The following is a 14,588-nucleotide window of genomic DNA, read 5'->3' as shown; positions in this document are numbered from 1 at the left end:
GGTCACGGCCGCGTGGCTGGAGCGGGTGGCCCTGCACTATCTCGACCGCTACGGCGCCTCCTCCGAGATGCTGCGCCGGGTGCTGGCCCGCCGGGTCGAGCGGCGCTGCCGCTCCCGCGACGAGGCCGCGGACGTCCATGCCGGGCTGATCGCCGAGACGGTGGCCCGCGCCCAGCGCGCCGGGCTGATCGACGACGCGCGCTTCGCCGCCGCCCGCCTCGCCACCCTGCGGCGGCGCGGCGCCTCGACCCGGCAGGCGCGGGCCAAGCTCTCCGAGAAGGGCATCGACGCCGACACGATCCGTGCCGCCATGAGCGACGAGCGGCAGGAGGCCGAGGACGCCGACGCGGAGGCCGACACCGAGCGTCAGGCGGCGCTGGCCTATGCCCGCCGCCGCCGCCTCGGCCCCCACCGCCCGCCGGGCGCGCGGGAGGCCAACCGCGAGCGCGACCTCGCCGCCATGGCGCGGGCCGGCTTCCCCTACGCGCTCGCCCGCGCCGTGATCGGCGCCGCGACGGACGAGGAAGAATAGGCAAAACCCCTCGACTTCCTCGCACATCGCACCACGTCGCCCCGACGCGGCAGGGTCCGCGGCTGATTTCGAGGACGATTGCATGACCGACCGCCACGCGAGCGCCCACTGGGAGGGCGACGGCAAGACCGGCAAGGGCCAGATCACGACCCAATCGGGCGTGCTCTCGAACAACCCCTACGGCTTCAACACGCGCTTCGAGAACGAGCCCGGCACCAACCCGGAAGAGCTGATCGCCGCCGCGCATGCCGGCTGCTTCACCATGGCGCTCGCCTTCCAGCTCCAGGGCGCGGGCCTCAAGGCGACCTCGCTCGACACCAAGGCGGTGGTCACTCTCGTGCAGGACGGCGACGGCTTCAAGGTGACGAAGTCGGCCCTGACGCTGAAGGCTGTCATCCCCGGCATCGATCAGCAAAAATTCGATGAGCTGGCCGGCAACGCCGAGAAGGGCTGCCCGATCTCGAAGCTGCTGAACGCCGAGATCACGCTCGACAAGACGCTCGCCCAAGGCTGATGCGTCTCGCCTTCCCGGGCGAGACTCGGGAAGGCGTTTTCCGGTGCGAAAGGCAACGCGCCGCATTGATCCTCACGCGACCGCGTTCATCTTCCGTTCGATGGACGACAAGCTCGCGCGCAAGCTGCGCATCCTCGCGGACGCCGCCAAATACGACGCGTCCTGCGCGTCGTCCGGCGCCCCCAAGCGCAAGGCCGGGGCCGACGGCCTCGGCTCGACCACCGGGGCCGGCATCTGCCATGCCTATACGCCGGACGGACGCTGCGTTTCGCTGCTCAAGATCCTGCTGACGAACTATTGCCTGTTCGACTGCGCCTATTGCGTCAACCGGCGCTCCTCGAACGTCGCCCGCGCCCGTTTCTCGGTCGAGGAGGTGGTGACGCTCACGGTCGAGTTCTACAAGCGCAACTACATCGAGGGGCTGTTCCTCTCGTCCGGCATCATCCGCTCGCCCGATTACACGATGGAGATGCTGACCCGCGTCGCCAAGAAGCTGCGGCGCGAGCACGGGTTTCGCGGCTACATCCACCTCAAGTCGATCCCCGAGGCGAGCCCCTGGCTGATCGAGGAGGCGGGGCTCTACGCCGACCGGCTGTCGATCAACCTCGAACTGCCGACCGAGGAAAGCCTGACCCGCCTCGCGCCGGAGAAGGACGGCGCGGCGATCGAGGGGGCGATGGGGCAGATCGGCGAGCGCATCGCGCAGGCCAAGGAAGAGAAGCGGCGCTTCTCCCCCGCCGGGCAATCGACGCAGGTGATCGTCGGCGCGGACGCCACCACCGACGAGGCGCTGATCCGCAAGAGCGCACTCCTGTACGGGAGCTACGGCCTTCGCCGCGTCTACTATTCCGCCTTCAGCCCGATCCCCGACGCCTCCTCCGCGCTGCCGCCGCAGGCCCCGCCCTTGCGGCGCGAGCACCGGCTCTATCAGGCCGACTGGCTGATCCGGTACTACGAGTTCTCCCCCGACGACGTGGCGAACGCGGCGGACGGCGGGATGTTCGCCCTCGACATCGACCCCAAGCTCGCCTGGGCCCTCAAGAACCGCCACCTCTTCCCCGTGGACGTGAACCGCGCCGACCGGACCATGCTGCTGCGGGTGCCGGGGCTCGGTGCGCGGGCGGTCGACGCCCTCATCAAGGCACGCCGGCACGGGCGCCTGCGCCTCGACGACGTGGCGCGGCTGACCTCGGGGCTGAAGCGGGCGCGGCCGTTCCTGATCGCCGAGGACTTTCGGCCGACGACGCTGACCGACCGGCTGGATCTGCGGGCCAAGCTCGCGGAGCCGGCCGAGCAGTTGAGTCTGTTTTGATGGGCGCCGACGCTCATAACCCTCTCCCCTCCGCGGGAGAGGGTGGCCCGCGAAGCGGGTCGGGTGAGGGGAGCGACGCTTCCGGAGATCGCTGGACGAGCGCAGCAGAGCGGAACCGTCGCGCTGCCCCTCTCCCGCCCGCTCCGCGGGCACCCTCCCCCGCAGAGGGGGGAGGGTCTCTGCGTGGCGGCATCCACGTCGCCACGCTCGTCCCCGGCGCCGACCTGCCCGGCTTCCGCGCCGCCGCCCGCCGCTTGATCGCCGTCGGCGTGCCCCCCGAGGCAACCGTCTGGCAGACCGAGTCCCTTAGCCTGTTCGGCAACGACACCGCCCCCACGGACGCCCCGCCGCTCGCCCTGCCCCGCGCCGTCACCGACCTGATCCCGATGGTCGTCCCCCACCGCGATCCGGAGCGCTACGGCCTGCTCTACGCCTTGATCTGGCGCGTGCTGCACGGCGAGCGTGGTCTGATGGAGGTGGCGAGCGATCCGCTGGTCCACCGCCTCCACCGGATGCGCAAGGGTATCGCCCGCGACCTCCACAAGATGCACGCCTTCCTGCGCTTCCGCCGCGTGCCGGGCGAGCCCGAGCGCTACGTCGCGTGGTTCGAGCCCGACCACCACATCCTGGAGGCGGCGGCCCCGTTCTTCGTCGATCGATTCCGAAACTTGCGCTGGTCGATCCTGACGCCGGAGGGTTCCGCCCACTGGGACGGCGCCCTCACCTTCGGCCCGCCGGGCCGGCGCGAGGACGCGCCGGAGGGCGACAGTTTTGAAGCCGGCTGGCGCGACTATTACGAGAGCACGTTCAACCCGGCCCGCCTGAACCTCGACGCGATGCGCGCCGAGATGCCCCGGAAGTACTGGCGGAACATGCCCGAGACCGCGGCGATTCCCGCCCTGGTGCGGGCCGCAGGCGCGCGGGCCCAAGCGATGATCGAGAAAGCGCCGACGATGCCGGAGAAGCGCGATCCGGTCCGGGCGGTGGAGCGGATGGCGCGGGACGAACCGGAGTCGCTCGCGGCGCTGAACGCCGTCATCGCCCGCTCCGAGCCGCTGGTGCCGGGCGCAACCCAGGCCGTGCTCGGCGAGGGGCCGGTGGGCGCGGCCATCGCCTTCGTCGGCGAGCAGCCCGGCGATCAGGAGGACCGGCAGGGCCGCCCCTTCGTCGGGCCGGCCGGGCAATTGCTCTCCCGCGCGCTGGAGGAGGCCGGCATCGACCGGTCGGCGGCCTACCTCACCAATGCGGTCAAGCACTTCAAGTTCACGTTGCGCGGCAAGCGGCGCATCCACGAGAAGCCGACCGCCGGCGAGGTCAGCCATTACCGCTGGTGGCTCGACAGGGAGCTGGATTTCGTCGCTCCGAAGCTCGTGGTGGCGCTCGGCGCCACCGCGGTTCTGGCGCTCACCGGCAAATCGATCCCGATCACCCGCGCCCGGGGCCCGGCCGAGTTCGGCCGCCCGTTCGGCGGCTTCATCACCGTCCACCCGTCCTACCTGCTGCGCCTGCCCGACGCGGCGAAGGACGAGGCCTACCGCGCCTTCGTCCACGACCTGCGGCGGGTGCACGACCTCGCGCGGGCGCCGTCCTGAACATGCGGCCTTCGAGCCGGTTCGACGCCGCGATTCTTCGACCCCGGCCCTCGTCCTGAGGGGTTGTGATGGGATGAGCCGGTTGAGTGTCCGTCAGGCTGCGAGCCGCTCGCGGCTGCGGTCGGCGCGGTAGCTCAGAACCAGTTCCTGCGGGATCATCCCGGCGGCGACGGCGAGCGCGATCTCGCGTGGGCGGGCCGAGGGACGCGGCTCGGGACGCACCTCCGGGGCGACATCCGGCAGCGGGGCGGCGGCCGGAGCCGGGCGTCCGGCCAGGAAGCTCGCCATCAGGGCATCGGAGAGGCCGGCCAGGACCGCCTCGGACGCCTCGGCGGAAAGCGCCGACGGCGCCTCGGCCGCGACCGGTGCGCCGAGGCGCTCCTCCGGGCGCGGGGCGAGCGGCCAGGCGGCGCCCGCATCCGGTAGACCCGCCTCGACCGTCGTCGGCGCGCGCGGTTCCGGCTCGGACACGGCGCCCGGTCCGGGCAGTTCGATCACTTCCGGCAGGTCCCGCGCCTCGGGCTCGTCCCGGGTCTCCTGCCAGGCCTGCGCCAGGGTGTCGGTCCAGCCGTCGGTCCAGCCGTCGCTCCCTGCCGCGGCTTCGGGCGCGGCCAGGAGATTTGCGGCCCCTTCGCGGACATGCGCCTCGATCTGCTCCTGGGCGAAGAGGCGGGCCTCGTCGCGGGCGGCCTCCGCCTCGAAGCGGGCGAGAAGCGCCATCAGGCCGCGGGCCTCGGCGAAAGGCAGGTCCTCGCAGGCGGTGAGCGCCGCCTCGATCATCGAGCGGGCGAGCCGCGGCCCGCTCGGGCCGCCCCGCCCGTCGGCGGCCTCGCGCCACACGGTCAGCGCCGCCTGGATCGGCGGGAGCAGCAGGGCCGGCAGGCCGGCGCGGCGGTGGAGCGCGGTGAAGCCGGCGCCGTGCGGCTCGAACATCAGCCCGGCGACGCGGGCGCGGCTCAGCCCGCTGAGTTCGGCGAGCGCGGCCTCGGCGAAGGGCAGGCGCAGCGACAGGATCGCCCGCAGGATCAGCCCGGCGGTGAGCTGCTCCTGGACCCTCAGATGCGCGACGAGGCGGCCGAGCCCGGTCTCGCCGGCCTCGTCGCCGAGCGCGAGCGCCGCCGAGTCGCGGGCCTCGCGGGCGGCGCGGGCGCCGCGCTCGGAATTCATCCAGCCGCCCTCCTGGCCGACGCGGGCGAGCTGCTCGGCCAGCAGCGCGACCACGGCGTGGCGCACCTCGATGGCGAGATCGTGCCGGGCCAGCAGCGCGCGGCGCAGTTCCGCGTCCTCGCCGTGGCGCTCGACCATGCGCAGGAAGGCGGCGGTGCCGATGGCGGCGCGCGGGTTCTTCGCGAGCGCGATCAGGGAGGGAGGACCCGCCACCTCGGCCAGCGCGGCCGCCACGGGCTTCGACAGGTCCGGCCGCGAGGCGACCGCGGAGCGCGCCGCCTCGCAGCCGATGGCGACGCAATCGACGAGGTCGGCATCCATCAGTACGGGCGAGCGCGCCAGCACGAGGCAGGCGATCTCGGGATGGTCGGAGGCGAGCGCCACCACGAGGGGGCGCGGCGCGGCGGCCGAATCGGCGCAGGCCTCGGCGAGCGCTCGGCGCACGGGGAGCGCCGGATCGTCGAGGAGAGCGAGCAGGGCCGTCTTGGCCTCCCAGGCCGCGTCGGACCCGAGGCTGCCGTCGAGATAGGCCCCGGCCAGGGTGCCGGCGGCCTCGGCCCGCCGCTCGGCGGAGGCGTTGTGCGTGAGGGCGAGGAACTGGCGGAGGATCATGGGCCGTTCCGTAGGCGGTAGGAGGAGAGATCGAACAGAATGGTCTTCGGCCGATGCGCCGCCGGGGCGGACGCTTCGGAGGGCCGTGCCGCGTCGGCTGCGGTCAGCGCCATCGGCGTCGCCGCGGCGGTGCCGAGGCCGGCCGGGCGGCGCGGCGGGAGCGGCACCACGATCGGCGCGGCGAGCGCGGCGTCCTGGGAGGCGGCCGGGAGCGAGGTCGGAATCGAGCCCGTATGCACGACGTCGTCGGCGGCGTCCGAGCGCGGGAAGTAGGACGGCGCGCTCGACCGCGCCTCGGTGCCGGTCGTCCGCCCCTGCCAGATCCGGGCGACGCCCTCCGAGATCGCGCCCTGGCGCCGGTCGGTCTGGAACAGCGAGCGGATACCGCCCTCCAGCGAGGCGTAGGCGGTGGGCGCATCGGAGAGGCCGGCGGTCGTCGCGACCGGCGTCGCCGCGCCGGAGGTCGCGGTGGCGAGCAGCGCGTAGAGTTCGGAGGACGAGCGCGGGCGCCCGGCGCGGTCGTAGAACAGGCTCCGGTTGGCGGCGGCCGCCTCCGGCAGGTCGAGGGCGGCGGAGCGGGCCGGGCTGCCCTGCGCCGACGCGATCAGCGTGGTGGCGCCGCGCGCGCCGAGCACGTGGGCGGCATAGAGGTCACCGGCGGTGGGCTCGCGCCCCAGCGTCGCGCCGAGCGCCTCGCGGTTGCGCTGGGTCAGGGCGCCGGCCATCGTCGCCGAGATCTTCGGGTCGCGGCGCAGATCCAGGATGGCTTGGCGCGTCGTCGGGTCGGACACCGTGTAGGTGCCGTCGGAACGCGCCGTGATGGCGTCGGCGTAGGTCCCGAGGCCGAGCTTGGCCCCCGTGCTCTTCATCACGCCGAGCCAGGTCTGCTCGATGAACTGGAACAGGCCGGTCGCCGTCGAGGTGCCGGCCTTGGCCGTGGGGTTGAGGCTCGATTCGCGCTGCGCCGTGGCGAGCAGGTAGTCGAAGCCGACGCCGCTGGTCTGCGCCCCGTCGCGGATCGCCGCGATGACCTCGCCGCTCGCCGCCTGCGCCGGGCGCGCGGACGAGGCGGCGGGGCCGGTCTCGCGCGTGCCGACGGGAGCATTGGTGAACAGGAACATGACGCGGTCCGCAGGGATCGGCGATCGGCCCCTCGAAGCCGGACTTTCCGCCTCGCATGGTAAAGAAACGTTGAATGATCACCGCATCTTGCCGCTCCCGATCCTGCACACCGCGCCTCGCGATCCGCTGCACCGCCGACGCCGCGCCGGGCCACGCCGACGGGGCGCACGGGCTGGTGATCGAGGGCGCGCTCCCCCCCGGCCTGCGGGCGCGCGGCGGCTCGACTTGGCTCGTCCTCGTCCTTGCGGGTCCGGACGCAGCGCTCCCCCCGGAGGCGCCGGACGCGGTGCTGCTCGCCCGTGCCGGCTCCGGCCGCGACGTGGCGGCGCTCGGCGCGCGGCTCGCGGTGCACGAGGCCGAGCGGGGCTGGCTCGACGGGAGCGTGCGCATCCTGGCCGAGATCGCCGATGCGGCGGGCGTGCTCGATGCGCGCAGCTTCGCCGGGGCGAGCCCGCGCCTCGCCGGGCTCGGGCTCGACGAAGCCGCGCTCGCGGCGGGTCTCGGTGCCGAGGCGGCGGGAGAGACGGTCGACCGGGCGCGCGCCCTGGTCCGCCTCGCGGCGGCGGCGGCGGGCGTCACGGCCTTCGCGACGGCGGGACCGGACGGGATCGAGCGCGCGCTCGCGCGGGCGCGGCGGGAAGGTTTTGGGCTGCTGATCGAACGCGCGTCCGGCGCCGCGCTCTGACCTCCTGCCGTCGCACACGCCGTGCCGTGCGCAATCGCGCCGACCTCGTCGCCGCTCGCCGCGAGCACCGGAACGGCCTCCAGCGTCCTCGACGACACCTCGGCGACCGCCCTGGAGGCGGCCGATGCGGCGATGTATCGGCGCAGGACGCAGATGCGGCAGGCCCACCGGGGCGCCGCCCGCGCGCCGGTCGGCGGCGTGAGGGCCTCGTCGCCGGTCCGAGTGTGAGGCTTGCCAGCGTCAGGCTTGCCACCGCCCGGCACGGCGGATCAGGTACGGCCTTCCGCAACCGTAGCCACTTCATGCTCACCGTCTATGGCGACGACAAATCCGGCAATTGCCTCAAGGTCGCGTGGGTCGCGGCCCATCTCGGCATCCCGCTCGACTGGCGCGCGGTCGACATCCTGAAGGGCGAGACCCGCACGCCCGACTTCCTCGCCCTCAACCCGGACAGGCGCGTGCCGACGCTGGTGCTGGAGGACGGGCGGACCCTCTCCGAATCGAACGCGATCATCGGCTATCTCGCCCGCGGCTCGGCGCTGATCCCGGCGGACGACTTCGCGCGGGCCAAGATGCGGCAATGGCTGTTCTGGGAGCAGTACAGCCACGAGCCGTACATCGCCGTGCGGCGGTTCCAGCGACTCTATCTCGGCCGGCCCGAGGATGAGATCGACCCCAAGCTGGCCGAGCGCGGCCACGCGGCGCTCGGCCTGATGGAGGGCGCGCTCGGCTCTCGCGATGTCCTCGTCGGGGAGGCGATCAGCCTCGCCGACGTCGCGCTGGTGGCCTACACCCGGCTCGCCCACGAGGGCGGGTTCGACCTCGCGTCCTATCCGGGCGTGCGCGCCTGGATCGGCCGGGTCGAGGCTGCGCTCGGGATCGAGGCGTGATCCGCCGGCCCGTCCGGCGGACAGGCGGCGCACCCGATCACAGATTTAAGAGCAGGACGGCCGTGGAGAAATCAGCATTCGCCTGCGCAAACGCCATCATAATGCACTTATTAATAGCGCATTCGAAGAATTAATATCCGCCGCGCTTCATTGCAATACTTCACGGAAGCTGCATGATCGTTCCGCCCATGAGGGAGGAATGAACAATGTTGCACCCTTTCAAGCTGATGCTCGCCGTCGCCGCCGTCGCCGGTTTCTCGATCCTCTCGACGCCGTCGCAGGCCCAGAGCTCGAAGTCGGACGCCGCGAGCGCCAAGTCCGGCTCGGCTGCCGCCAGCAAGAGCCCGGCCGCGGTCGATGAGTTCGAGGAGAATCGGCGGGCGCACATGCAGAAGAGCAAGGAAAACAACGCCAAGAAGGGCGCCGAGTAAGGGCGCCGAGTACGGGCGGGCACGGAGGTCCGCTCGACCGGGCTGTCCCATCCAACCCCCTCGTCCCGAGGTGCTCAGCCGGAGGCTGAGCCTCGGAGGAGGGCTCCGGTTCGCGTGCGATCCCTGGAGCCCTCCTTCGAGGGCGACGCTGCGCGCCGCGTCTCAGGACGAGGGTGCGGATTGGAAGGCGGCCGGATGCGGAGCATCGTGCCCCTTCGGCTCGCACGCGGCCGATGCCGAGACCATCAGCCGCCCCCGCCCTTCGGCCGGCGCAGCTCGAACCGGGTTTCCGGCTCGGCGATGAAGTAGTCGAAATAGCCGCCGCGCAGGATCGGGCGCATGGCGCCGGTATCGACGCGGCCGTCGCGCACGAAGCGGTCGTCGACGTAGAGCGAGACCACCTGCCCGATCACGAGGAAGTTGTTGGGCGCCGAGCCGTCGAGCGGCACCAGCGGCACGGTCTGGAGCCACTTGCACTCGATCGCGGCCGGCGATTCCGCCACCCGCGGCGGGCGCACCTTTCTGGATGGCGCCGGGGTGAGGCCGGCGAAGGCGAACTCGCTCTCGCCCCGCGGCAGCGGCGCCGAGGTGGCGTTGACCGCCTCGCGCAGATCGAAGGTCGCGAGGCTGCACACGAACTCGCCGCCCTCCTCCGCGAAGGTCATCGCGTCCTTGCGGCCGGAGGAGGAGAACATCACCATGTCGGGATCGCCGCCGACCGCGTTGAAGAACGAGTAGGGCGCGAGGTTCACGCGGCCTTGCCGGTCCATGGCGCTGATCCAGCCGATCGGGCGCGGGGCGACGATGGCCTTGAGCGGGTTGTGCGGCAGGCTCGGAGCGTCCGCCTCGTAATGCATCGCGGCGCCCTCAGAGCCGGGTGACGAGCTGCGCGAGGTCGGGCCGCGGCCGGTCGGAGGGCACCTCGCGGGCGCGCCCGACATGGATGAAGCCGGCGATCCGCTCGGCCGGATCGAGCCCGAGCGCGTCCAGCACGCGCCGGTCGTAGGCGAACCACTCGGTCAGCCACGCGGTGGCGTAGCCCGCGGCATTGGCCGCCACGACGAAGTTCATGCACACGGCGCCCGCCGACAGCACCTGCTCCCATTCCGGAATTTTCACATGGGGGCCGGCCCTCGAGACGACCGCGACCACGAGCGGTGCGTGGGCGAGGCGCCCCCGCTCCAGATCGAGGCGCTTGGCGTCGGCATCGGGAAAATCCGCCGCATGGGTGCGGGCGATGACCTCGCCGAGGCGGTGGCGCGCCTCGCCCTCGATCACGAGGAAGCGCCAGGGGGCGAGCTTGCCGTGGTCGGGCACGCGCGCCGCGATGGCGAGCCAGGACCCGAGTTCCTCCGGCGAGGGGCCGGGCCCGTCGAGGTTGATCGGCGGCACCGAGCGGCGGGTGCGCAGCAGGTCGTGGGTGCGGGCGTCTTGAGTCGCAGGGGAGGAGGCCATGGACAATCCGCGGGCTCGGGCCGAAGGTGATCTGGCCTTGCCGCCGCCACGGTCGGGTTTCAAGAGCCGAGGGTCATTCGGGGGCTTCGTGCAGGGGAACGGGACGATGGGACGCGGGTGCCGGATCACCTGGGCGACGGTGCTTCTCGGTGCGAGTTCCACCGCCGCCCCCGCGCAGGATCCGTTCGGCCCCAGCCTCCCGTCGCCCGGCATCACCTCGCCGATGCTGCCGCCGCCGGTGCCGGAGGCCGATTCGGACCTGTCGCTCTCGGCGAGCTTCGTCGGCGCCAACCAGCCGGTGCGCTCGGGCTTGAGCTGGCGCATCTTCGAGGACAAGGGCGAGACCGGGCGGCCCGTCATCGTCGCCCGCTCGAACGAGCCCGCGCCGACCCTGAAGCTGCCGGCCGGCTCCTACGTGGCGACGGTGACCTACGGCTATGCCAGCGCCTCGAAGCGCGTCACGCTGTCGGGTCAGCCGCTGAGCGAGCAGCTCAAGGTGGCCGCCGGCGCGCTCAAGCTCTCGGGCGCCATCGGCGACCAGAAGATCGTGCCGAACCAGCTCGCCTTCTCGGTCTTCGTGCCGGCCGGCACCAATTCCGAGGGGCGCCTCGTGCGCAGCGGCATCAAGGCCGGCGAGATCGTGCGCCTGCCCGAGGGCGTCTACCACGTGGTGTCGAACTACGGCGAGTCGAACGCGATCCAGCGCGCCGACCTCAAGGTCGAGACCGGCAAGATCACCGACGCCACCCTCAACCACCGCGCCGCGACCGTGACCCTCAAGCTCGTCGCCGCCCCCGGCACCGAGGCCTTCGCCGGCACCGCCTTCAGCGTGCTGACGCCGGGCGGCGACACGATCCGCGAGGCGATCGGCGCCTTCCCCTCTGTGACGCTGGCGGAAGGCGACTACGTGCTGATCGCCCGCCACGACGGGCAGGTCTATACCCGCGAGTTCAAGGTCGAGAGCGGCATGGACCGCGACGTCGAAGTGCTGGCGAAGGCGGGCTGAGATGCGCCGACGGATGGCCGCCCTCGCGGCGCTCCCGCTTCTGGCCTCCGCCGCGCAGGCGCAGACCGTCGTGGACGGCTCGGACGCGAGCCTCGGCGTTGACACCGCGGGCACGGTCATCGCGTTGATCGGGCGGCAGATGCGCGACCCGGAGGCGCGGGTCTCGGGCCTGCGCAAGGGCCGCGCCGGGGCGCTCTGCGGCAGCGTCGATCTGCGCAACCGCATGGGCACCTATACCGGGCCCCAGCCCTTCGTCGCCGACCTCTCCGAAAACTTCCTCGGGCGCCTGCCGGAGGGGCCGGAACTGCGCAGCCCAGGGAGCCCCGCCGCCTTCAAGGCGATGCAGCGGGCGAAGGCGCTGTACGAGGCGAACTGCGCCGAGGGGTGAGGCCCCGTCTCACGCCGCCCGGCGCGCGCCCGCGACGCAGGCCACCACGGCGAGCGCGGCGATCACCATGGCGGGCTCGATCCGCTCGCCGAGCAGCAGCGCGGCGAGCGCCAGCCCGAGGAAGGGCTGGAGCAGCTGGAGCTGGCCCACCGCCGCGATGCCGCCGCGGGCGAGCCCCCGGTTCCAGAACACGAAGCCGATCAGCATGGAAAACAGCGCGACGTAGCCGAGCCCGGCCCAAGCCCCGGCCGGAATCCCGGACACGCCCGGCGGCGCGAGCCACCACGCCAGCGGCAGGGTGACGGGCAGCGCCGCGACGTTCGCCCAGGCGATCACCGGCCAGCCGCCGAGCCGCCGCGACAGGCGCCCGCCCTCGGCATAGCCGAGCCCGCCCGCCAGGATGGCGAGTAGCATCAAGAGGTCGGCGGCCTCGAGCGTCAGCCCGTCGCGGAGCGCGAAGCCCGCGACGATGGCGCTGCCCAGGCACGCAAACAGCCAGAAACGGCGCGACAGGCGCTCACCGGCGCGCAGCGCGCCGAAGCCCGCGGTGGCGAGCGGCAGCAGGCCGATGAAGACGATGGCGTGGGCGGATTCGACCCGCATCAGGGCGAACGCCGTCAGCAGCGGAAAGGCCAGCACCACGCAGAGCGACAACACGCCGAAGGCGGCGACATCGCTCCGCTCCGGCAGTTTGGGTCGAACGGCGGCGAGCAGGGCCGCCGAGGCGAGGCCGGCGAGCGCGCCGCGGGCCAGCGTGAGGAACAGCGGGTCGAATCCGGTCAGCGCGATGCGCGTCGCGGGCAGCGATCCGCTGAAGATCGCCACGCCGATCAGCCCGTCGACCCAGGCCGGGGTGCCGGCTCCCGCGTAGGCGGAAGCGAGCGGCGGCCCGTTCATCGCCCGCTCGCGGTTCATGAGGACGGGGCGAACAGCAGGAGGGCCAGAAGAAAGCCGACGCCGAAGACGATCGCGTCGCGGGCACCGAAAGCGCGCCAGTCCGCCGCGACGGCGGGCTGGGACCGGAAGCGATCGTCCATATGTCCTGCCCTTCCCAGCTCGAAGTCACGGCTTCACGGCGCGACGCCGAGCGCCCTCACGCGAACGGCACGATCAGCGGCAGGGCGAGTGCGGCGCCGGCGGCGAGCACGATCGCATCGCGGACGCGGCGGGCGAGGAAGGCGAGCGATCCGCTCTTCTGGGCGGCGACGTCTTCGGTGAAGGTCATGGGTCTCTCCTGTCGGGTTTCGAGGATGCGGCCCCGATATGCCGGCCGCCGGCCTGTCCCGACAGGGACGATTGCAGTACAATTCCGATGAACTGTCCGGGACATCCGCCGGTACGGTTTGGAGGATCGGCCATGACGGAGCTGCCGCGGGACGTCGGTTTGAGCCGGGTCGAGGCGGTGATGCGGGCGATCGAGGCGCGCATCCAGAGCCGCGCGCTCGGGCCCGGCGCCCGGCTGCCCTCGGTGCGGGCGTTCGCCGAGAGCATGGCGGTGTCGAAATCGACCGTGGTCGAGGCCTACGACCGGCTGGCGGCGCAAGGAGCGATCGTCTCGCGGCCGGGCTCGGGCTTCTACGTCGCGGCGCGGGCCGAGCCGCTTTGCCTCACGGCGCTCGGGCCCCGCCTCGACCGGGCGGTGGACCCCGTCTGGATCACCCGGCAATCGCTGGAGGCGGGCCCCGACCATCTCAAGCCCGGCTGCGGCTGGCTTCCGCCGGACTGGCTTCCGGAAGACGCTTTGCGCCGGGCCCTGCGGCAGGTGGCGCGGCGCAGCGAGGCGGTGCTGTTCTACGACACGCCGCAGGGGCACGCGCCGTTGCGCCAGCTCATGGCGCGGCGGCTGACCGAGCGCGGCATCCTGGCACATCCCGACCAGCTCGTGCTGACCGATTCGACCACGCAGGCGCTCGACCTGACCCTGCGCTTCCTCACCGAGCCCGGCGACACGGTGCTGCTCGACGATCCCTGCTATTTCAGCTTCCAGGCGCTCGCCCGCGCCCACCGCCTGCGGATGGTCGGCGTGCCGTTCGGGCCGGAGGGGCCCGATCTCGTCGCCTTCGAGCGGGTGCTGACCGAATACAAGCCGCGGCTCTACGTCACCAATTCCGGCTTGCACAACCCGACGGGTGCGAGCCTCACGCCGATGGTGGTCCACCGCATCCTGCGGCTCGCCGAGGTGCACGGCACCCTGATCGTCGAGGACGACGCCTATGCCGATTTCGAGGTCGAGCCGGGGCCGCGGCTCGCGGGCTTCGACGGGCTCGACCGGGTGATCCATGTCAGTGGCTTCTCGAAGACGCTCTCGACCGGGGTGCGGGCCGGCGTCGTGGCGCTCCGCGGCGACTGGGTCGAGCGGCTGGTCGATCTCAAGCTCGCGGTGTCATTGAGCGACGGGCACCTCGCGGCGGCGACGATCCACCGCTTCCTCGCCGAGGGCAGCTACCGCCATCACCTCGATGCGCTCCGCACGCGGCTCGCCGACCAGCGCGGCCGGGTGGTGCGACGGTTGGCGGAGGCCGGGCTCACCGTGCCGTTCGTGCCCACGGGGGGCATGTTCCTGTGGGCGCGCCTGCCGAACGGGCTGGATGCCGCCGACATCTCCCGCCGGGCGCTGGCGCGGGGCGTCGTACTGGCGCCGGGCAATGTCTTTTCACTGAGCCAGGGCGCGGGGGATTATCTGCGATTCAACGTCGGCCAATGCGCCGAGCCGCGGGTGTTTTCGGAGTTGGAGCGGGCGATGGCGGGGTGAGGTGGAAGTCGCCGATGCAGCCGAACGATCCTCCCCCGTCATCAACTCAGTTCGTGGCGACCTGTCGTTTTTCGGCGAAGGCGTCGCGCAGGCGCGCGTTTGCGATGACGATGAGGCGCCGCATGAGGGC

Annotated in this window: 18 protein-coding genes; 11 read left to right on the top strand and 7 right to left on the bottom strand. The window is 72.6% G+C overall.

Annotated elements, in window-relative coordinates:
- Window positions 1–67 precede the first annotated feature (67 nt).
- The 4 genes from HNR00_RS07775 to HNR00_RS07760 all read left to right on the top strand — a co-directional run bounded on the left by HNR00_RS07775 (window position 68) and on the right by HNR00_RS07760 (window position 3,950).
- Complete coding sequence (locus HNR00_RS07775; protein WP_183568210.1) at window positions 68–532, top strand: RecX family transcriptional regulator; 465 nt, start codon at window positions 68–70, stop codon at window positions 530–532.
- 82 nt (window positions 533–614) lie between these two features.
- Complete coding sequence (locus tag HNR00_RS07770) at window positions 615–1,046, top strand: OsmC family protein (protein ID WP_183567457.1); 432 nt, start codon at window positions 615–617, stop codon at window positions 1,044–1,046.
- 100 nt (window positions 1,047–1,146) lie between these two features.
- Window positions 1,147–2,358: a putative DNA modification/repair radical SAM protein gene (locus HNR00_RS07765; protein WP_183567454.1), complete on the top strand. Its 1,212-nt coding sequence runs from the start codon at window positions 1,147–1,149 to the stop codon at window positions 2,356–2,358.
- A 191-nt stretch (window positions 2,359–2,549) separates the two neighbouring features.
- Window positions 2,550–3,950 carry a UdgX family uracil-DNA binding protein gene (locus HNR00_RS07760; RefSeq protein ID WP_376770364.1) on the top strand — a complete coding sequence of 467 codons (1,401 nt, stop codon included), beginning with the start codon at window positions 2,550–2,552 and terminating at the stop codon, window positions 3,948–3,950.
- Window positions 3,951–4,043: 93 nt separating this feature from the next.
- Here the strand turns inward: HNR00_RS07760 and HNR00_RS07755 are convergent, their stop codons facing one another.
- Together HNR00_RS07755 and HNR00_RS07750 are read right to left on the bottom strand one after the other, a co-directional pair.
- A complete protein-coding gene (locus HNR00_RS07755) occupies window positions 4,044–5,729 on the bottom strand; it encodes a DUF2336 domain-containing protein (RefSeq protein ID WP_183567448.1) in 1,686 nt (561 codons plus the stop codon).
- Window positions 5,726–6,850 carry a transglycosylase SLT domain-containing protein gene (locus HNR00_RS07750; RefSeq protein WP_183567445.1) on the bottom strand — a complete coding sequence of 375 codons (1,125 nt, stop codon included), beginning with the start codon at window positions 6,848–6,850 and terminating at the stop codon, window positions 5,726–5,728. Before HNR00_RS07750 ends, HNR00_RS07755 begins: the two co-directional genes overlap by 4 nt.
- A gap of 74 nt (window positions 6,851–6,924) precedes the next feature.
- On the opposite strand from HNR00_RS07750, the gene HNR00_RS07745 reads away from it, so the two are divergent.
- From HNR00_RS07745 to HNR00_RS07730, 4 genes are all read left to right on the top strand, one after another.
- Window positions 6,925–7,536, top strand: coding sequence for an aldolase/citrate lyase family protein (locus HNR00_RS07745; RefSeq protein WP_183567442.1), 612 nt, complete (start codon window positions 6,925–6,927; stop codon window positions 7,534–7,536).
- A gap of 21 nt (window positions 7,537–7,557) precedes the next feature.
- Window positions 7,558–7,764 (top strand): hypothetical protein, encoded by a 207-nt coding sequence (locus tag HNR00_RS07740; RefSeq protein ID WP_183567439.1) that lies wholly within the window; start codon window positions 7,558–7,560, stop codon window positions 7,762–7,764.
- Between the two features lie 74 nt (window positions 7,765–7,838).
- On the top strand, window positions 7,839–8,426 hold the full coding sequence (locus HNR00_RS07735; protein WP_183567435.1) for a glutathione S-transferase family protein: 588 nt from the start codon (window positions 7,839–7,841) through the stop codon (window positions 8,424–8,426).
- Between the two features lie 206 nt (window positions 8,427–8,632).
- Window positions 8,633–8,857 (top strand): hypothetical protein, encoded by a 225-nt coding sequence (locus tag HNR00_RS07730; RefSeq protein WP_183567432.1) that lies wholly within the window; start codon window positions 8,633–8,635, stop codon window positions 8,855–8,857.
- A 245-nt stretch (window positions 8,858–9,102) separates the two neighbouring features.
- Here HNR00_RS07730 and HNR00_RS07725 read toward each other — a convergent pair whose 3' ends face one another.
- On the bottom strand, window positions 9,103–9,714 hold the full coding sequence (locus HNR00_RS07725) for a flavin reductase family protein (protein ID WP_183567428.1): 612 nt from the start codon (window positions 9,712–9,714) through the stop codon (window positions 9,103–9,105).
- Between the two features lie 10 nt (window positions 9,715–9,724).
- Window positions 9,725–10,312, bottom strand: coding sequence for a nitroreductase family protein (locus HNR00_RS07720; protein WP_183567425.1), 588 nt, complete (start codon window positions 10,310–10,312; stop codon window positions 9,725–9,727).
- 106 nt (window positions 10,313–10,418) lie between these two features.
- Between HNR00_RS07720 and HNR00_RS07715 the strand changes: the two genes are divergently transcribed.
- Window positions 10,419–11,318 carry an RgsD C-terminal domain-containing protein gene (locus HNR00_RS07715; protein WP_183567422.1) on the top strand — a complete coding sequence of 300 codons (900 nt, stop codon included), beginning with the start codon at window positions 10,419–10,421 and terminating at the stop codon, window positions 11,316–11,318.
- Between the two features lies 1 nt (window position 11,319).
- Window positions 11,320–11,706 (top strand): hypothetical protein, encoded by a 387-nt coding sequence (locus HNR00_RS07710; protein WP_183567419.1) that lies wholly within the window; start codon window positions 11,320–11,322, stop codon window positions 11,704–11,706.
- Window positions 11,707–11,715: 9 nt separating this feature from the next.
- Here the strand turns inward: HNR00_RS07710 and HNR00_RS07705 are convergent, their stop codons facing one another.
- The 3 genes from HNR00_RS07705 to HNR00_RS25770 are packed head-to-tail and all read right to left on the bottom strand — an operon-like array spanning window position 11,716 to window position 12,931.
- Complete coding sequence (locus HNR00_RS07705) at window positions 11,716–12,603, bottom strand: DMT family transporter (protein WP_183567416.1); 888 nt, start codon at window positions 12,601–12,603, stop codon at window positions 11,716–11,718.
- A 14-nt stretch (window positions 12,604–12,617) separates the two neighbouring features.
- Window positions 12,618–12,743, bottom strand: coding sequence for a hypothetical protein (locus tag HNR00_RS25775; protein ID WP_281383297.1), 126 nt, complete (start codon window positions 12,741–12,743; stop codon window positions 12,618–12,620).
- 56 nt (window positions 12,744–12,799) lie between these two features.
- Window positions 12,800–12,931, bottom strand: a complete 132-nt coding sequence (locus HNR00_RS25770) for a hypothetical protein (RefSeq protein ID WP_281383295.1) — start codon at window positions 12,929–12,931, stop codon at window positions 12,800–12,802.
- 132 nt (window positions 12,932–13,063) lie between these two features.
- Here HNR00_RS25770 and HNR00_RS07700 point away from each other — a divergent pair, with 132 nt between their 5' ends.
- Complete coding sequence (locus HNR00_RS07700) at window positions 13,064–14,458, top strand: aminotransferase-like domain-containing protein (protein WP_183567413.1); 1,395 nt, start codon at window positions 13,064–13,066, stop codon at window positions 14,456–14,458.
- Window positions 14,459–14,588 lie beyond the last annotated feature (130 nt).

It is taken from the genome of Methylorubrum rhodinum, assembly GCF_014199935.1.
Classification (GTDB): Bacteria; Pseudomonadota; Alphaproteobacteria; order Rhizobiales; family Beijerinckiaceae; genus Methylobacterium; species Methylobacterium rhodinum.
The sequence above is the reverse complement of the archived record's forward strand: the minus strand, read 5'-3'. Positions and strand labels throughout refer to the sequence as shown.